At 45.7% G+C, this 21715-nt stretch carries 2 protein-coding genes and 1 riboswitch; both genes read right to left on the bottom strand.

Going from position 1 to position 21715, the window contains the following annotated elements:
* Positions 1-6 precede the first annotated feature (6 nt).
* The gene (locus MHH65_RS01985) at positions 7-10707 is read right to left on the bottom strand and encodes an amino acid adenylation domain-containing protein (protein ID WP_342497887.1); all 10701 of its coding nucleotides are present in this window, start codon (positions 10705-10707) and stop codon (positions 7-9) included.
* 22 nt (positions 10708-10729) lie between these two features.
* A complete protein-coding gene (locus MHH65_RS01980; RefSeq protein WP_268414327.1) occupies positions 10730-21436 on the bottom strand; it encodes a non-ribosomal peptide synthetase in 10707 nt (3568 codons plus the stop codon).
* A 145-nt stretch (positions 21437-21581) separates the two neighbouring features.
* Positions 21582-21675, bottom strand: a riboswitch (cyclic di-GMP riboswitch).
* Positions 21676-21715: the final 40 nt, after the last annotated feature.

Genomic DNA, 21715 nt, shown 5'->3' with positions numbered 1-21715 from the left:
GTGTTGTTAAGTCAATTTCTCCTCAAGCATGTCAAAAATGTCGTCCATTTCATCCATTTCAAGGTCAGCCGCAGAGAAGTCACTTGGCGTAAATTCCCGTTCTTGCTGCGCTAAGCAATGAGTGATGATGGATTGAATTTTCCCCTTCAACAATGCCATGAACTGCTGTATCGTCTGTTCTTCATATTCACTTGCACAATAGGAACAAGATAAAATGAATCGATTTTGTTGAACAAGACCACTAAGGTTCAGCTTATAAACAGCTTCCGAATCAGGGCTTGCTTGTCGTCCCATATCATAAGTCGACGGCCCAAAGAGTTCTGTCGTCACTTCCTGATCAATCTGTCCAAGATAGTTCAAGCTGATTTCAGGATGTACGTGCTGCCCTGACGGTTCAGCGGCTGTCATGTATTTTAAGATCCCATAGCCGATTCCTTTATTTGGCACACGCCGCAGCATTTCTTTCGTTCCTTTAATAGCATCAGCTATGGTCTGATCCGGCTTCGCTTCAAGAACAACTGGATACATACTCGTAAACCAGCCAATTGTGCGAGAGACATCCAGCCCTGATAAAATATCCTCTCTACCATGACCTTCAAGCTGCACATGTACATGGGACTCACCTGTCCACTCTTGAACAGCAAGACCGAGAGCACATAAAAGAATATCGTTCATTTCCGTTGTGTACGGCAGATGAATATCGGTCAAAAGACGCTCAGTTTCTGTTTCTGTCAGCTGCATTTGAACTGATTTGGTTTCGGCAACTTTTCTTTTTGTCACTTTATGATCAACAGGTAATGCGGTTAATGGTTTGCTTTCAATTTCTGCCCAATACTCCTGCTGACTTTTTAAAGGCTGTGACTGTGCATAACGTTCAATGGCATCTGCCCATTCTTTAAAGGAATGAGTTTTCAGCGGCAGGACAAGCTTTTGTCCCTGAGCTGCCTGCTGATATAGAGACATAAAGTCCTCTAGTAAAATCCGGCATGAGACACCGTCAATGACTAAATGGTGTGTCACGATGAGTAAATGATCGCCATCTTCTGCATGGAAACAAATCACTTTCATTAACGGACCTGTTTCGAGGTTCAGCTGACGCTGATACTCATTGGCATATGTGGAAACAGCTTTTTTCACGTCGTGCTCTTTTGAGACATCATGAGAAATAATCTCCAGCGGTTCCGTGAGCTCCCGCTGGTTGTATTGCAGGATGCCTCCATGATCCTGCTTGTATACCATACGCAGTGCATCATGATGTGAAAGCAGTTTTTTCATGACTTGTTCTGTAATGGAAAGGTCAAATCCATTTGGTGCATGAAGCATCATCGAGAGATTCCAATGGTGCTGATCGCTGAATGCTCGTTCAAAGAACCAGCGTTGAATCGGTGTTAAAATGACTTCTCCTTCGACAGGTGATTGGTCGGCTGTGAGAAGATCGGCTTCCTCGATATATGGGCGCAGCTCCGCAATCGTTGGGTACTGGAATAGAAGTTTCATATCGAGTTTCCAGCCCGCTTGCGTGAGTCTGCTTGCCATTTGGATGCCTTTAATGGAATCTCCACCAAGGAAGAAGAAGTGATCGTGGATGCCGACTTGGCTGACGCCAAGGACATCTTCCCAAATGCCGCAAAGCAGGGTTTCCACTTCGTCTCTTGGTGCTTCGTATACCGTTTGATTCGCTTCGATATCAGGAGCTGGCAATGCTTTGAGATCGACCTTTCCATTGGCCGTCATTGGAAATTGGTCTAGTTTTATGATCCATGATGGCACCATGTATTCTGGTAACGTGCGTTTTAGGCTTTCTTTAAAGTTCTCTGTATCTGTATCGTTCTTCGTGATTACGTAAGCGGCAAGGGCGTCGTGATCACCCGCATCTTTGACCGTTGTCACGACGGCTTCTTTGACCGAATCCAGCGTCAGGAGCTGCGCTTCAATTTCTGACAGTTCAATCCGGAAGCCGCGGATATTGACCTGATGGTCTATTCTGCCGAGATAGATCAGCTCGCCGTCCTCTGTCCATTTCACTAAATCGCCTGTGCGGTACATGCGCTCGCCTGGATAAAATGGATCTGGGACAAATCGTTTGTCGGTTTCATTTGGAAGATTCCAGTAGCCTCTTGCCAGTCCTTTTCCTGCAATCACGAGCTCACCTGGTACGCCTGGCGGCGACAGGTCGTATAAAGAACCCATGATGTAAAAACGTGTATTGGCAATGGCTGTTCCTATCGGAATCGTGCCTTGTTCTGGATCGATCATTCCGCTTGTCGCTACGACTGTATTTTCAGTTGGACCGTAGTTATTCACTAGTTTGTATGGGACTGGCTTTACCTGTTTCAGCTTGTCTCCACCTGTCAGTAAGTAGCGCAGAGAATGGTTGTCCATTGACATAAACTGCTCGCATAACTGCGTTGGCAGGAAGGCAATGATGATCCCTTTTTCATTGAAATATGCGTTGAGCTTGATCATATCAAGACGAATCGCTTCGTCGATGATATGCAGTTCTGCGCCAGCGATCCACGTCGGGAACATCTCCCAAATGGAAGCGTCAAAGCCAAAGCCGGCATATTTCGCAGTTCGATCCTCGTGCGTCACTTGGAACGCATCATTGTGCCAGAACGCAAGATTCACAAGAGACTGGTGCTCGACCATGACACCCTTCGGCTGTCCCGTCGTCCCAGACGTGTAAATCATATAAGCGAGATCTGTTGGTTTGATATGAACCTGAATTTCGTGAGCTTCTCCTTCTACCGCATCTTCTATGAACAGCAATTGACCTGTAAAGGAAGATGGTGCAGTAAGTCCTTTTTGCATTAGAAGTACCTCTGCCCCGCAGTCTTCCAGCATGTAGGCAATACGCTGCGCTGGATAATCTGCATCAATCGGAACAAATGCCGCACCTGCCTTGAGGACACCAAGGACAGCGGCTGTCATATCAAGAGATGGGCGGGTGAGAATACCGACGCGGTCTCCTGGTTTTGTGCCGTTTGCGATAAGTCTTGAAGCGACTGTATTCGCCCGATGGTTCAGCTCATCATACGTCCAGCTCGTTCCGCAGAAGGTTGCCGCTTTTTGGTGCGGTGCTTCAAGCGCCTTAGCCTCAATCAGGGCATGAACGGTTTTATCTAACGGGACGTCTAGGTCTGGTCCTGACCATTCATTGATCATCTCTCGTTTTTCCTCTTCAGTTATGAGAGATAGCGCTGAAATTGGCTGATTCAGCTTAGCCAGCATATCGTCTATGATTTTTTCAATATACATGCTCCAGCGCTGAATGGTGCTCTTTTTAAACAGGGCCGCCGCATACTCAAAGCGCAAGCCCACTTGGTCATTTTCTTCAAATACACCAAGCGTTATATCAAATTTTGCATGAACGGTATCTTGCTGCTTTTGCGACAGCTTGAGTCCATTCAAATTCGGTAACGTCAGGTCACGGTCATCTGTTGACAGCATGACACTAAACAATGGATTGCGGCTCGTGTCTTTCGGAAGATCTAACTGAGCCACCAATTCCTCAAACGGGAATTCTTGATGTTCATAGGCTGACAGGCTGCGATCTTTCATTTTTTCAAGCAGCTGCGCTGTCGTTTCTTCTGGCTGCACTTCGTTTCGAAGAGCCAGTGTATTGACAAACATGCCTGGAACCCGCTCGATTGAAGCATGCGTACGTCCTGCGGTCACTGCGCCTATGACGATATCTGTCTGCCCAGTTAACTTGGAAAGGAAAATAGCAAATGCCGTTTGCATCACCATGTTCAAGCTCACACCTTTTTCCGCCATGAGCGTTTTGATGGACTGCACCTTTTCAGCAGGCAACCATCTATCGACTCGCCCTCCTTCAAATGACTGAACTTGAGGACGCGGAAAATCAAGGGGCAGTGATAAGTCTTCCGGCGGCTGTGCATATTGCTCCAACCAATACTGCCGCTGTTTCTCAAGCAGCGCCTGCTGCTTTTCTTCCTGCTGCCATACCGCAAAATCCTTGTAATGCAGCTGAACTGGCGGTAACGTCTTTTTCTCATACAGCTCTGCGAGTTCTTGAATGAGCAGGCTGCGTGTGACACCATCTGCAATGATATGGTGCATATCCATCATGAATACATATTTCTCATCAGAAAGCTTCGCCACTTTTGCCCTCATTAATGGTGCTTGATGTAATGAGAATGGTGTAATGAATGACTCGATGACAGACTGCTCCTGATCGCCCTCTATTTCATCAACCTCTAATGTAAACGGCACTTGGCGATAGACTTTTTGAACGGGTACGCCGTCAATTTCTACAAAGGCTGTCCGAAGTGATTCATGTCTGTCGATCAAGGCTTGAAGCGCTGCTTCCAGCTGCTTCACATCAAGGCTGCCTTCCATCATTAAAACGGCTGGCATATGATAAGTGACTGCTTCTGGATGCAGCTGCTGCAGTACATACATACGCTTTTGAGCAGAAGAAACGGGATAGAAATCTTGCTTTTCCGCTGGCTGAATGGATGTCACCACCGAAGAATCTGTTTCTTCCAAGTAGGCTGCCATTGCCCGTATGGTTGGTTTTTCAAAAAGGACTTTGAGCGGCACATGCTTGTTCAGCTTTGCCTGCACCTTCGAAATGAGCACCATGCCCTTGAGGGAATGACCTCCCAATTCAAAGAAGTGGTCATGAACACCTATTTGTTCAACCCCAAGAACTTCTGACCAAATGTCACACAGCGCCTGCTCAAGTTCCGTTTCTGGTGCCACATGCGCCGTACGGTTCATATGCACCTCATGCGGAAGCGGCAAAGACTTCGCATCCACCTTTCCGTTTTGGGTGAGTGGAATGTGATCGACTTTCACAAAGTACGTTGGAATCATATAATTCGGCAGTGTCTTCGCAAGATTTTCTCTAAACGTCAGTGTTCCAATGTGTTCTGGCGCTGTGTAATAGAGTGCAAGCTCCGGCAACCCAGACAGGTGCAGGACTTTTACATAGACTTCTTGAATAGATGCCAGAGCACGTGCGGCATGCTCAATTTCCTGTTTCTCAATGCGATAGCCGCGGATTTTCACTTGATCATCGACTCTTCCAAGAAACTCAATATCTCCATTTGCATGCTGTCTGACTAAATCCCCTGTGCGATACATTCTCTCTTGAGGATCATATGGATTTTCAAGAAAACGTTCCGCTGTTAATTCAGGCTGATTCAAATATCCTCTCGACACGCCTTCTCCAGATATATAAAGCTCTCCCGGCGCGCCATAAGGGACAAGGCGCTGCTGCTGATTGCATACGAGCGCTCTTGTGTGAGCAATTGGCTGTCCGATCAAAGATCGTTCCTTCAAAGCGTCCAGCTCTTGCGGTGTGATCAGCTTGGTCACTGTACCAATGGTTGTCTCAGTCGGACCGTAATGGTTCATGACTGCCACGCATGGATGCTGCATCATAAATGTTTCAACATCCTCAGGGATCACCGGTTCTCCTCCAAGTACCACCAGGCGTAAAGCATTAAATGAATGTTCCTTAGAATCTGCCATCATATGAAATAAGGATGGTGTCATTTTGATATAAGTCAGCTCTTGTTCATCAATCAACCGCATCAGACGTACAGGGTCTGTATACACGTCTTCACGAGGAACATAGAGTGTCCCCCCTGCTTTTAAAACAGGGAAAATGCTTGTGTAACCAAGATCATATGCATAAGAAGAAAGCAGTGCCGTCCGATCACATTCCTGCAATGTCACCTCATTTATCAGCCAGCTGACATAGTGTGATAGATTACGATGCGTGAGCTGTACACCCTTCGGCTTCCCCGTTGTCCCAGATGTGTAAATGACATAAGCGAGCTGATCAACCGATACTTCCGGCAATTCTAGTGGATGGCTTTGATGCACTGCTTGTTCAACCTGCACCACTTGAATCGACTTATGATTTTGATAGGAATCTGCTAGAGACTCATTTGTCACGATGACTTGTGCACCTGAATCCTCTAATGTGTAGCGGATTCGTTCAGCCGGAAAGGCTGGATCAATCGGAACAAACGCTCCTCCTGCTTTCATCACACCGAGCATGGAGACGATGACATAGACAGAGCGGTCAAGAATCAGTGCCACAGTTTGTTCTTTCTCTACGCCTCGTTTTTTAAGCTCACAGCTAAGTGCATATGACATATCCTCAAGCTCGCGGTAGGTGAGTTTTCTTTGATCATCCATGACGGCGATAGCATCCGGTGTTTCCTTCGCCTGACGTGAAAATTGGACATGGAATGGCTCATGATGATTCGTTTGTCCTTTGGCTTTTTTCTCCAGACGCTCTATTTGTTCTTGCTGATCCAGTATATGGAGCAAGCCGATCTGTTCCTCTGGATGACGAACTGCCTCACGAATAATCGCCAGGAGATGAGTTCCAAAACGTCGGACGGTCTCTTCTTTAAATAACGCCGCTGCATAGTCAAAGCTCAGCTTTAATGCTCCCTCGCGTTCAAATGCTTCTAAAGATAGATCAAATTTGACCGAGTGATGCTGAATGGCATAAGGCGAAATGTGCAGATCGCCGAGCTTTAGCGCCGGTACCTCCATGTTCTGCATGTTAAATGACACGCTAAAAAGCGGGCTCCGAGTTGTATCACGGTCTAATGGAAGATGTGCAATTAACTCTTCGAGCGGATAGCTTTGATGTGCAAAAGCGTCAACACTTGTTTCTTTTATTTCTTCAAGCAGCTGTAAAAATGTTTTGGTTTGTTCTGGTTTTCCGCGCATCGCAATGGTGTTGATAAACATCCCCGGCATGTCCTGGATATCAGGGTGTGTCCGTCCAGCAACAGGCGAACCCACAATGATATCTTCCTGCCCGCTATAGGAGGCAAGAAGCACTTGAAAGGCGGATAACAAGAACATATACATGGTCGTATCGGTTTTCTGAAGCAGCTCATGAATGCGCTGAGTCGTTGCTTGATCACAGCCAAACATGAATCGTTCTCCCGAAAAATCACGTTCCGCTGGACGCGGATAATCAGTTGGTAGCTCTAAAACCGGTAAATCTCCTTCAAATTGCTTCAGCCAATACGCTTCATGCTCCTTCTGTTTCTCCGTTTCTTCTTCACTTAGCTGCCAGACAGCGTAATCTTTATAATGAAGGACTCGTTCAGCAAGAGCTTCTCCATCGTAGGCCTTCGCCAAATCTTGAATGAATGTCTTCATGGAGCTGCCATCTGTAATGAGATGATGTGCTTCCAAGACGAGAAGATGACGATGCTCACTGACTTTCAGCAGCTGAGCTCGCAAAAGGGGTGCTGCTGTTAAATCAAATGGCGATTGACGTTCAGTAAGAAATGCCTCCGCCTCTTCTTCCTTGATGTGATGAACAGGAAGGTCAAATTCAGTCCATTCATGCACCCTTTGGACAATGTCTTCCCCGTTCATATGAAAGCTCGTTCTTAAGATTTCATGTGTTTGGATTAACTGATTAAATGCTGATTTGAGCCGCTGATATTCGAGTGTTCCTTCAAGCGTTAAGACGATCGGAATATGATAATTCGTGCTGTCAGGTTCAAGTGTCTGCAAAATATATAAACGGCGCTGAGCTGGTGATACCGGATATTCGTCCGCCTGCTCTGCTGGCAAAATAGGATGTCCGGCTTCTTCTTGACCATCCTGATCGATGTAAGCCGCTAATGAGCGAATCGTCGGCTTCTCGAAAATCACTTGAATCGGCACTTCCTTTTGAAGCACTTCTTGAACCTTTGCAGACATCATCATCGCTTTAAGCGAGTGCCCGCCAGCCATAAAGAAATGCTCGTCTACCCCAACCGTTTTCCCAAGAAGCTCCTCCCAAATGTCAGCGAGTGCCTTTTCTGTCTCAGTCTCAGGCAGAATGATTTTGATTTCCTCGCGATGCACATCGTCAGGCTTAGGTAAAGCTTTTCGATCTACCTTCCCGTTCGAAGTCAGTGCAAAGGTATCCAGCTTCATCACATGGTGCGGCACCATATAAGCTGGCAGTTTTTGATTGAATACATCTCGTACCTCTTCTTCTGTCAGTGACCCTGTGAAGTAAGCGATGATTTCCTTTTCATCTGAAGAAAGCTGCTGAACAAGTACAACTGCTTCATCTATCCCCGCTTCTTGGTGAAGCACTGATTCAATTTCACCAAGCTCAATACGGAAGCCACGAATTTTCACCTGATCATCGGCACGGCCGAGGAATTCAATCTGACCATCTGCACCATATCTAGCCAAGTCCCCCGTTCGATACATCCGTCCTGACGGCTTAAAAGGATCTGCCATGAATACTTGATCAGTCAAATCTGGACGTTTGATGTACCCTCTTGAAACACCATCCCCGCCCACATACAGCTCTCCTGGGGCTCCAATTGGCTGAAGTCTTTGATAGTCATCTAAAATATAAGCTGACGTATGATTGATCGGCTGACCAATTGGGATCGGGCCCGCTTCATCTCCTCTTACTTCGTAAATGGTCGAGATGGTTGTATTTTCAGTTGGGCCATAGACATTCAGCAAGGTAATTGACGGATGATGCTTTTTCACAAGCTCCGCACTTTTTACATTGATCACATCACCGCCGGTGAATAATGTTTTTAACCCTTTGAACATTTGCGGCCGCTGCTGAGCGAGCTGATTAAATAAACCAGTCGTTAAAAAGAGCGCTGTGATCTGATGTGTTTGGATAAATTGTTCGAATCGGTGAATATCCAATAAAGTATCACGGTCAACAGGATAAAGCGTCGCCCCATTCAGAAGCGTAGTGAAGATTTCAAGGGTAATCGCATCAAAGCTGACAGCTCCTGTATGCGCCATACGATCCGACGTGTTCAAGCCTATTTTTTCCTGAGAGCATGCTAACCTCACAATATGCTGATGCTCAATTTGAACTCCTTTTGGCCGTCCAGTTGATCCCGATGTGAACATGATATATGCCAATTGAGATGGAGACGTCTCGACTGATAACTCTGCTTGTGAGTGATGAGACATGCCGGTCACACAAACAGCTTTGATGCTTTCATCAACTGGCGGCTGGCTGTCAGCATAGAGCAAAATGGATACACCGCTGTCTTCAAGCATCCAATGGATTCTCTCCTCAGGCTGAGCAGGATCAATCGGTACATAAGCAGCCCCTGCATGTAAAATGGCCAAAATAGAGATCACCGCATCTGCTGACCGGTTCATATATACCGCCACAGCATCCCCCGGCTGAACGCCGTTTTTAACAAGACTGCTGGCTAAACGACGGATTTCTTGTCCAAGCTTCTCGTATGTGAATGTTCGCATGCCTTCGACTAATGCCGGATGGTCAGGCTGCGCCTTGATACGTTCATCGAGCAGCTCAGGAATGGACAGATGCTTCGGATAATCTCGCTCCGTCTGGTTCCATGCTTCAATTTGCTGCTTTTCTTCTTCTGTAATACATGTCACTTCATGAAGACGTACGTCAGGATTGTGAATGATTTGCTTCATGAGATTGGTCAGATGTTTGGATATGTTTTCAATGACCTTTTCTTCAAAAGCCATCGCATTGTATTTGAATGTCAATGTCCACGTTTCACCAGGATAGACAAGGACATTGAGATCGAAATTCGTTTGTTCAAATCCGTCCTTTACATCAATGGCAAAACCGAGACGTGCAGACATGGTGTCACCAGACAGCTCCTGATCTAAAGGATAGTTTTCAAACCCAACCAAATGATCAAAGAGCTTTCCTCCAGCAGCTGTTTTCTGCTGAATGTCATAAAGCGGCATAAAATCATAGTTTTCTGCTTCCAGTGCATGCTGCTGAACCGTTTGAAACAGCTGTTTGAAGGTCTGCTCCTGATCCAATGTCACCCGAACTGGTATCGAATTGATAAACAGCCCTGCCATCCGCTCAATCCCAGACACACTTGGAGGTCTGCCTGATACGACTGTTCCGAATGTGACATCATCTGCTGCATGATAGGTGCCTAAAAGAACGGACCAGACAGCCTGAAAAAGGTTCGGTGCTGTCACTTGGCATTGTCTTGCCGCATCTTGAATGGCTTGTACCGTTTGAGCGTCCCATGTAAACGTCCATTCCCGATGATCATATTGTCCGTTCGCTTCTTTTTGCTGCAGCAGCCCTTGGTGCTGAACAGCACCATCCAGCCGCTCCGTCCAATAGTCTTCCGCTTCTTGTTTGTTTTGTTTTCCAAGCCACTGGATATAGTCCGCATAAGGCTTACCTTGTGAGCGATCCGGTGTTCGGCCGTTCCGATAAGATTCATAGTAATGAAACAGTTTTTTCATCAACACACCCATGGACCAACCATCCATAATAATGTGATGGTTGCTCCAAATCAGGTGCCAGTTTTTTTCATTTAATTGAAAAACAGCGACTTTCAACAACAGATCATTCGTTAAGTGAAATCCTTGCTTTCTCACTTGCTTTTTATATTGATCCAATACCTTTTTCTGCTCTTGATGATTCAGATGAGATAGATCTTCTCTATACACATTTAAATGACGTTCAGCCAGTACAACCTGACGAGGCTTTTGTAATTGCTGATAGACAAAGGCTGTACGCAGAATGTCATATGTCCGTACGAGTTCATTGAGACTCTTTTCAAAAAGATCGAGATCAAAATCTCCGCTTATTCCAAGCTCAAGCTGTGTGAAATAAGAGGAGGAATTAGGGTCTAGCATGGCATGATACAGCATGCCCTCTTGCATTGGTGTTAAAGGATATACCTTTTGAATTTTCTGCTTGCTCATAAGTCCACCTCTTCATTTTTGCTTAAAATAGATCCATTAGCTTTTCAAGTTCGTCCATGGTGAGATCCTCATCCCCCACATCACTAGGTGTGATCTGACTCTCATCCTGTGATAGACAATGTGAGATCAGTGCCTTCACATTCTTTTCTAAGAGTTCCTTGAACTGTTCGATCGTACGTTCTTCGAATTCAAGGTGATGATAGGAAATCGTCACATGGAGCATTGCTTGTTCTACGAAACCAACAATATCCAGCGCATGAGGTTTCTCAGATTCAGGGCTCAGCGATTGTCCTGCATGCCATGGAGAACGCCTCAATTCACCGCCGCCGATCTGTTCATCAAACTGACCAAGATAGTTAAAGCTGATATCTGGTGTGACTTGAAAATCGATATCGTCCTTCATCTTGTCAGGTGTTAAGTATTTTAAAACGCCATAGCCGATGCCCTTGTTCGGAATGTGTCTGAGTTCCTCTTTTAAATACTTGATCTGATAAGAAAGATCGTCTGCATGCGACATATCCAATAACACAGGATACATACTAGTAAACCAGCCGATGGTCCGTGATACATTGACTGCAGGAAGGATGTCCTCTCTCCCGTGTCCTTCAAGATGAATAAAGTGCCTGTCTTCACCTGTCCACTCTTTCATGGACAACCCTAATGCCGTCAGCAAAATATCATTGATTTCTGTTTGGTAGGCTTCATGTACATCCGTCAACAGACTGCGTGTTTCCTCTTCAGACAATGTAAAACGAATGGTCTGTGTATGAAGCATTCGTTGATCCTCCGTGACATGATCCTTTTGAAGTGGAGGAACGGAATGCGCAAGCACCTTTTTCCAATAACCTCTTTCCGATAGCAGCTCATCTGACACAGCGTATTCAGTCAGCTTCTGGGCATATTCTTGGAAGGAGTGTGTTTTTTCAGGAAGGGTAAGAGTTTCCCCGCGCTTCGACTGTTCATAAAGAGCCATGAAATCTTCAAGGAAAATGCGCCATGACACACCATCAATGACAAGATGGTGTACAGCCAGCAATAAATGATCCCCTTGATCCGTTCGGAAAATGGCAGGTCTCACTAAAGGCCCGTCTGCTAGCGATATACTCGCCTGCACTTCATTTGCCAGCTTTTCTACCTGCTGGATTTGCTGCGACAGCTCTCCTGTTACTTCCACCACATCAATTGCCACATTATTTTCCTCGATTCCTCGATGACGCTGGATGACGCGCCCTTCTTCGAGCGGATACACCATTCGCAAGGCATCATGATGAATCACGAGCTGTTCCAGTACTTGCTGAACGTTTTTCTCATTTAAACCATTTGGCGCATGAAGCATCATCGATTGGTTCCAATGGTGCTGATTCGTAAAGTTTCGTTCAAAGAACCAGCGCTGAATCGGTGTTAAAATGGCTTCTCCTTCGACAGGTGATTGGTCGGCTGTGAGAAGATCGGCTTCTTCAATATATGGGCGCAGCTCCGCAATCGTTGGGTACTGGAATAGAAGTTTCATATCGAGTTTCCAGCCCGCTTGCGTGAGTCTGCTTGCCATTTGGATGCCTTTAATGGAATCTCCGCCAAGGAAGAAGAAGTGATCGTGAATGCCGACTTGGCTGACGCCAAGGACATCTTCCCAAATGCCGCAAAGCAGTGTTTCCACTTCGTCTCTTGGTGCTTCGTATACCGTTTGATTCGCTTCGATATCAGGTGCTGGCAATGCTTTGAGATCGACTTTTCCATTGGCCGTCATTGGAAATCGGTCTAGCTTTATGATCCATGATGGCACCATGTATTCAGGCAGTGTGCGTTTCAGGCTTTCTTTTAAGTCCTCTGTATCGTTCTCCGTGATCACGTAAGCGGTAAGGGTGTCCTGATCACCCGCATCTTTGACCGTTGTCACGACCGCTTCTTTCACCGAATCCAGCGTCAAAAGCTGCGCTTCAATTTCTGACAGCTCAATACGGAAACCGCGGATATTGACCTGATGGTCTATTCTGCCGAGATAGATCAGCTCGCCGTCCTCTGTCCATTTCACTAAATCGCCTGTGCGGTACATGCGCTCGCCTGGATAAAATGGATCTGGGACAAATCGTTTGTCAGTTTCCTCTGGAAGTTTCCAGTAGCCTCTCGCCAGTCCTTTTCCTGCAATCACGAGCTCACCGGGTACGCCTGGCGGCGACAGGTCGTATAACGAACCCATGATGTAAAAACGTGTATTGGCAATCGCTGTTCCTATCGGAATCGTGCCTTTTTCTGGATCGATCATTCCGCTTGTCGCTACGACTGTATTTTCAGTCGGACCGTAGTTATTCACTAGTTTGTATGGAACCGGCTTTACCTGTTTCAGCTTATCTCCGCCTGTTAGTAAATAACGCAGAGAATGGTTATCCATTGACATAAACTGCTCACATAACTGCGTTGGCAGGAAGGCAATGGTGATGTCTTCTTTATTGAAATACGCATTGAGCTTGATCATATCAAGACGAATCGCTTCGTCGATAATGTGCAGCTCTGCGCCGGCGAGCCACGTCGGGAACATCTCCCAAATGGAGGCGTCAAAGCCAAAGCCAGCATATTTCGCAGTTCGATCGTCTTTCGTCACTTGGAACGCATCATTGTGCCAAAATGCAAGATTCACAAGGGACTGGTGCTCGACCATGACACCCTTCGGCTGTCCTGTCGTCCCGGACGTGTAAATCATATAAGCGAGATCCGTTGGTTTGATATGAACCTGAATCTCGTGAGCTTCTCCTTCTACCGCATCTTCTATGAACAACACATGACCTGTAAATGAAGGTGGTGCAGTGAGCCCTTTTTGCATCAGAAGTACCTCTGCCCCGCAGTCTTCCAGCATGTAGGCAATACGCTGCGCTGGATAGTCTGCATCAATTGGAACGAATGCCGCACCTGCCTTGAGAACGCCAAGAACAGCTGCCGTCATATCAAGGGACGGACGAGTGAGAATGCCGACGCGGTCGCCTGGTTTTGTGCCGTTTGTGATGAGTCTTGAAGCGACTACATTCGCCCGATGGTTCAGCTCATCATACGTCCAGCTCGTTCCGCAGAAGACCGCTGCTTTTTGGTGCGGTGCTTCAAGCGCCTTAGCCTTAATCAGGGCATGAACGGTTTGATCTGACGGGACGTCTAGAACAGGACCTGACCATTCGTTCAGCTGTTTTTGCTGCTGCTGTGGTGACAATAATTGCATTTGATCTAACGATTGATCTGGTGCTGACACCATTTGTTCCAGCAAATGAAGGAAATATTCTTTCCACTTTTCAATTGACGTCTTTTGAAAGATAGAACAATTAAAATCAAACACGAGCTCAATTTGATCTGCGGATTCGTTTCCAGTTAAGGTCAAATCAAATTTGGCGATCTTCTCTTCGAATGGTTCTGGAACAATGTGAAGCCCATCCATTGATAAATCACGAATATCCGCATTTTCCATTGAGAATACAACGTCAAAAATTGGATGGCGGCTTGTATCTCGAACCGTTTGCACCTGATCTACCAATTCTTCAAATGGGTACAGCTGATGCTCGTTTGCCTCTAACACAAGCTGATGAACATTTGACGCAAATTCAGCAGCTGTCTGATGTCCTGCTGGTCTTGTTCTAAGTGCCAGCGTGTTCACAAACATGCCGATCACAGATTGAATATCAGGATGGGTTCTGCCAATAACCGGAGAACCAATGATGATATCCTCTTGTCTTGAAAGCTTGCTTAAAAGAATACTGTAGCCAGCAAGCAGGACTGTATAAGTCGTACTGTTGAGCGCTCTAACGAGTTGGTCCAATTTCGCTTTAAGCGAACCTTCGATTGTAAATGAGACACGATCTCCTGCGAATGTTTGCACTTTTGGCCTTGGCAGGTCTTCCGGCAGTGCCAGTACAGGCAGTTCCCCTTCTAATTGATCCAGCCAGAATGCCTCTTCAGCTGCTTTTTGAGCAGCAGATGCCTCACTTTTTGACCAAACTGCATAATCCTTATATTGAACAGGTAATTCCTCTAGTTTGTCTCCTCGATACAGGGCTGATAGCTCCTCAATTAAAATGCCAACAGACGCACCATCTGAAATGATATGATGCATGTCAATCAGTAAATAATGGACATTTACGGAGACAGAAACCAGCCCTATTCTGAGTAAAGGCGCTTTTTCTACATCAAATGGCCTGATAAAGTCATTCATCAATTCCTGTATGTCTCGGCCGTTCTGTTCAATTTTTTCAATGTCTATAGAGACATTTGTTTCAATCCGTTGAACAGGTTCATTCTCAACAAAATCAAAGCTCGTTCGGAAAGCTTCATGACGTTGGACTAGCTGATCAATTGCCTTTTCAAATCGTTTTTCATCAAAGGCGCCTTCTAGCTTTAAGGCAGCCGGCATATGATAGCTTTGCTCCGCATCAGTCATTTTCTCCAAAACAAACAGTCTTTTCTGAGCAGATGTCACTGGATAATAGGCCGCCTCTTTGGCAACTTCTACTCGCTTGATCTCCGTTTGATCCGCTTGATCAACTGCAAGGGCGAACGCTTCTAATGTTGGGGATTCAAATAAAGACTTCAAAGAGAGCTCCACCTGCATCTCTTCATACAGCCTATTCAGCATTTTCATGCCGCGCAGCGAATGGCCCCCGCATTCAAAGAAATGATCGTGCCTGCCGATTCGCGGCACTTCAAGAACTTCCTCCCAAATGTTCGCCAGCAGACGCTCTGTTTCTGTTTGAGGAGAGGTGTATTCATTTGCCCCCTGCTCACTGAGATCAGGTGCCGGCAGCGCCCGCCTATCGACCTTGCCATTATTCGTCAAAGGAAGCTCGTCTAATTGCATGAAAAATGCCGGCATCATATATACAGGCAGTTCACGTCCTGCTTGCTCGCGCAAATCAGTTAATGAGACAGATCCTTCTGCTGTGAAATACGCACATAACGTGTCATTCGGAGCAGCAATGACGACAGCTTCCTTCACCTGAGGATGCCGCAGCAGCTGGTGTTCAATTTCCCCAAGCTCGATACGCTGTCCGCGAATCTTCACTTGATGATCGATCCGTCCAATGAATTCAATATCTCCATTCGGCAGCCAGCGCGCAAGATCGCCCGTTTTATACATGGTCTCTCCAGGGCGGAAAGGATTGTTGACAAACTTTTCGCTTGTTAGTTCTGGCTGCTTATAATATCCTTTCACCAGTCCATCACCAGCGACACATAGCTCTCCCGCCACACCCGGCGGCTGAACATGTCCAAACTCATCTACAATATAAACAGCCGTTTGACTCACTGGCTTTCCGATTGGGATGGATAACGCCTGCTTCTCAATATGATTCACAGGATAATATGTGGTGAAAATTGTGCTCTCAGAAGGTCCGTACATATGAACAAGCTTGTCTTTCCCAACTGTCTCAAGTGCAGTCACTACATGAGGCACAGAAGCACGTTCTCCGCCAAACAGCACTTTTCTTACGTTTTTCAGGCTGTCTTTTTTCATGTCGATGAGTAAGTGAAAAAGAGCTGTTGTGATCATTAAAATACTGACTTTTTCCTTCTCAATCGCTCCAGAAAGCTTATTCATGTTTAAAATATGATCCTTTGGCAGAACAATGAGTTTCGCTCCGTTTAATAATGCACCAAACACATCAAACATAAAGGCATCAAATACATAGTTTGAGAGGCTCATCACCGTGTCTTCAGGATGAATGGTGAGATAATTCGATTGCTTCACCGTTCTCAAAATGTTCCGGTGTGTCACCATATTTCCTTTAGGCTTACCGGTTGTACCTGATGTATAGGTCAAATTCGCCAAGTCCTCAGGTAAAATATGAGCATCTATAGGGCTGTCTGACTGCTGAGCAATCGCTTGATCTTCTGTTTCTATGATGGTTCCCTCAAATGCAGTGAGCACCGAGCGATGGCGCAGCACTTGATGTGTCAGTAAGAATTGTGCACCGCTGTCTGTTAAAAAGTACTTCACGCGCTCATCAGGGAAATCGGGGTCAATTGGTACATAGACACCGCCAGCCTTAAGCACAGCCAAAACAGAGAGCACCATTTCATTGGAACGTTCAAAGAATAGGGCCGCTTTCATCCCTTTTTCAAAACCAGTTTCACGCAAATAATGAGCCAGCTGATTCACTCGGTCATTCAGCTCTTGATAAGAAAGAACCACATCTTCACATTGCAATGCAGGCTGATGACCATGCTGCTGCACCTGTTTTTCAAACTGCGTCACAATGGTTTCTTCTGCTGGATAAGGCGAAGGTAACGGATTCCACCTATTTAACTGAGCTTCTGCTTCTTGTTCAGACAGTAATCGATAGGATTGAATAGCTTCCTGCGGCGCTTGAACCATTTGCTCCAGCAGATAAACATAATGTTTCATCATCTGCTCTGCCGTACTTCGTTTAAATAGCGCCGTACTGTAATCAAGTACAAAGGATAAACCTTGATCGGACTCCATCGCTTGCAGTGTTAAATCAAATTTCGCAATATGGAAATTGGTTTCTTCAACCTCGACCAGCATGTCTCCAATATGCTGGGCTGCTCCATGATCCGGCGCGAGTGTAAAGACGGTGTCAAACAATGGATGACGGCTAAAATCTCTTGGCACATTCAGCTTTTCAAGCAGCCGTTCAAATGGATATTGCTGATGCTCAAATGCCTGCATTGTCTTTTTCTTTACTTGCTCAATCAGCTGAGACATGCTTCCATTCGGATCTACCTCAGACCGCAAAGCAAGTGTCTGGACAAACATACCGATCATGTCATTCAAATCTGTATGCACACGCCCTGCCGCCGGTGTTCCGACCACAAATTCCTTTTGACCTGTATATTTGGCAAGCAATGTATAGTAAGCAGAAAGCAAGACCGTATACAGTGTCGTGTGATGGTTTGCTGCAAGCTCCTGTAATTGATTCTTTAACGCTTCATCTATTTCTTTGATGACACGATCACCTGCGAAAGACTGGACAGCTGGACGCTGATAATCAGTCAGCAGCTGTAAAGCCGGAATATCACCCGAAAATTCTTGCAGCCAAAATGCCTCTTCTTTTTGAAAGCCTTGGTGCTGTTGCCAAACAGCATAATCTTGATATTGAAGCTTCAATGGTGCTTTAACCGATCCCTCGTAAGCATCTGACAGCTCACGCAGCATCAAATCGATCGAAAGACCATCTGAAATCAAATGATGCATATCGAAAAAGAGCAAATGCTCCTGATCATGCAATGACTGCAAACCAATTCGAAGAAGCGGTGCACACTCAAGATCAAAAGGTCTGACAAATTGCTGCATGTTTTCTTCCACCGTACCGCCTGTCAGCTGTTCTATTTGAAAGGACACTGATGAAACAATCCGCTGACGAGGAACACCTTTTATCGTATGAAAAGAAGTACGCAGCATATCGTGACGTGAGATCAGCCTGTCAAAGGCTTCAGTCAGCTTCTCAAGCTGCAGAGTTCCTTTTAACCTCACAACAGCAGGCATATGATATGCAGTGCTTTGCTCCAATTGACTCACCATATAGACGCGCTGCTGTGGAGGCGACAATGGATAATGATCAGCAGCCGGCGCTTTTGGTATCACCGTTTCAGAAGACCTTTCTGCTTGCTCAATATAAGCAGCTAGAGCAGCAATTGTCTGCTGTTCAAATAAAACGGAGAGCGGCACCTCCACTTCAAAGTCTCGCTGAACCTTGGTAAGTACGGTCATCGCTTTGAGCGAATGCCCGCCTCGATCGAAGAAAGAATCATACACACCGATCTTCTCTTGATCTAGAATGTCTTCCCACAAATGAACAAGCTTCGTTTCTATATCGTTTCTAGGTGCCGTATAAACAGCATGTACCGCTCTATCACCTTTTAATGCAGCAAGTGCACGACGGTCGACTTTGCCGCTGACTGTGAGTGGAAAAGCATCGAGCTGTTTGAAATAAAGAGGCATCATGTACGCTGGAAGCTGATGTTTGATAGCCGCTTGCAGCATGTCAACAGACACACCTTCATGACGAGCTTGATAATAAGCACTTAACGCCTTTTCTCCATCCGCTTCGTCAACCACTAGCACGACAGCCTTATCAACTCCATCTACCTGCTCCATCACAGCTTCAATCTCGCCTGTTTCTATCCGGTAACCCCTTATTTTCACTTGATCGTCCATTCTGCCAAGATAATCAATCGTGCCATCCGGAAGCCATCTGACTAGATCCCCCGTTCGATACATCCGCTCATGCGGAGAAAACGGGTCTGCTGTGAATACCTTCTCCGTCAATTCAGGCTGATTCACATAGCCTCGCCCAACACCTATACCGGCAATGCACAGTTCTCCTGCTGCCCCATGCAGCTGTAATTGATCATATTCATTTAAAATATAAATACGATGATGACCAAGCGGTTTTCCAATCGTCACATAGCGCTGTTCAGTGGATTCGCTCAGCTCACTGAGATCTAGACGATGCACCGCCGCATCCACACACGTCTCAGTTGGACCATACACATTCCACAGAGTAAAATCAGGCTGACTCATACGAACTGCTTCAATGAGTGAACGTGCTGCTTTCGCAGGCAGCGCTTCTCCCCCAATCAACATGTGCGTCAATGACAGCCCGTCCAAATCCGCAGCAAGTAAAAGCTGCACATGCGCCGGTGTTCCATCTGCCGCTTCAATTTGATGTTTTCTGTAATAAGCCGCTAGCTGCATGCCATTTCTCGTCGTTTCTCGCGGGATGATATGAAGCGTATGTCCAAATAAAAGGGCAGCAAAGATTTGTTTGACCGATGCATCGAAATGGAATGGGGCTAGAAGCGCCATTTGTAGCTCATTCGCCCCTTGATAAATCTCATGATGCAAAGCATGGACCAAATGATGAAGCTGAAGATGCTCAATCATGACGCCCTTCGGCTTTCCAGTTGTACCCGATGTATAAATCATGTAGGCTAAATCATCCGGCGCCGTCTGATCTACAAGCTCAGGCAGCCGGCCATCATCTAATAATATTTGCTGCTGCACGATCAATTTTTCCGAAAGGGCTGGGTAATCTTGAATGAACGATTCCTCTGTTAACACAATAGAAGCACCTGAATCCTCCACAATAAATTGAATGCGCTCCTCAGGTAATGCCGGATCAATTGGTACATATGCCCCGCCAGCCTTTAGTATGCCGAAGACTGCTGCCATGGCATCTGTCTTCCGCTCCATCAAAACAGCAACAGGCACATCACGTGAGATACCTTTCATTTGTAAAAAACGTGCCAGCTTTTCTGCCTGTTGTTGCAGCTCTCCATAAGTAATTGTTCCATTTTCTGCTACAACGGCTGTCCGGTCTGCATATTTGTTGGCTGTCTCATCAAACATGTGATGAACCGGTTTTGCTGCTGGCCTTTCAAACGATTCTCCTTCAGATAATTGCAGCAGCTCCTTATGTTCACCTGCTGAAAGTAAAGGCAGTGTCCCGATCAGCTGATCAGGCTGAGAGACGGCCGCTTCTAGTAATATCAAGAATCGATCAAACATCTTACTCATTTCTTCTTCTGTGAATACATCTGTACGGTAATCCAAATCAATGGTCAATGTATCAGTATCCCAGCGGTCTTTCACATGTATTGAAATATCATTCATTCCGCTCCCGCTAAAAATCGGTTCAGTAATGAACGACAGATTCTCTTTTTTCTGCCACTGCATCACCTGATACTCTAAAGAAATATCAAAAAGGCGTCCTGTAAACCCTTCTCTTTCCCGCAAATCATTCATGAGCAAATTGTAAGGGTACTTTTGGTGTCGCAAGATCTTCATTTGATCTGCCATGACCTTCTTTACGAAATCAAGAAACGATTGCGATCCTTGAACAGATGCACGCATTGGAATCGTGGATACAAACATCCCAATCATCTTTTTTTCTTTGGCATTCGTCCGGTTGCCCATAAAGGTTCCAAGAACGACATCCTCCATACCGCTAAAGCGATGTAAGTAAATATAGACAGTGGACATAAACATCGAAAGCATACTGACTTTCTGTTCTTCACAAAAAACACGAAGCTTCTCCTTTAAAGAATCTGGAACATCCCCTGAAAATCGCTCCGCATGCAAACTCATCTCGTATCCCTTATGCGGTTTTAAAGATGCGAAGTCTGAAATATGAGCAAATTGCTCATTCCAAAAAGCTTGGTCTTTTTGAAAACGTTTAGAAGATTCATAGGTCTGCTCACTCATGATGTGATCAACGAAGGAAATCTCCTCAACTGGCGAGATGTCTACTCCTTGCAGCATGTCATGATATAAGTCAATAATGCGATTTCCCATTAAAATGATGGAAATACCATCCGCGACAATATGATGTGCTTTACAGAACAGCCAGCACTCTTGATCACTGATTTGAAACACCGTAAATTCAATCAAAGGGCTGTCAATCAATGGCATCGGCTCACGAATCTGCTCGTTTGCCCAAACCCTTACTTCCTCTTCACTCCAGCCCTTTTCCATGCTAATCGGCTGTTTTTCATAAGGTTTGATATATTGAACAGGCTCCTCCTTTTCATCTCGATACACGAGCCTCAGCCGAAGAGAGTCAGTTTGTCGAATGTACGCTTGAAGCACATCGACGACCAAAGAAGGATCGAGACCAGATGCTGATCTCAACCTGGCGAATCCACCCAAATTAGAAATACTTGTACCTGGATAAAATCTTTCCGTGTAGAATACTCGCTTTTGCGCATGTGTTAAGGGGTAATAAACTGTATTCATTCTCATCCTCCGCCTCTTCTATGTTTTCTCCACCAATTTCACCCTGCACCCTCTATATCAAAAGAACCAAGTCTATTTCATTAAAATAGACGGTTAAACCGAAAAGGAGCCCACCCCGAATAAAACGGAGGGACTCCCATTTTCATTCGGTAGCCTGCCGACCTTAGCAAAAAAAGAATCATTTACCTTAGGACATGGCTTTGCGTCTCTATGTTTCCATAGATTTGCCTTTTTCTTCTTTTCTTTTAGATATTTTCTATTTACGTCCACTTTATATGA

Source organism: Bacillus sp. FSL L8-0654, from assembly GCF_038629965.1.
In the GTDB taxonomy this organism is placed as follows: Bacteria; Bacillota; Bacilli; order Bacillales; family Bacillaceae; genus Bacillus; species Bacillus safensis.
The sequence above is the reverse complement of the archived record's forward strand: the minus strand, read 5'-3'. Positions and strand labels throughout refer to the sequence as shown.

Excerpts from the sequence above, each read along its gene's own strand:
- MHH65_RS01985 (WP_342497887.1), bottom strand. The coding sequence starts at position 10,707 with ATGAGCAAGCAGAAAATTCAAAAGGTATATCCTTTAACACCAATGCAA.
- MHH65_RS01980 (WP_268414327.1), bottom strand. The coding sequence starts at position 21,436 with ATGAATACAGTTTATTACCCCTTAACACATGCGCAAAAGCGAGTATTC.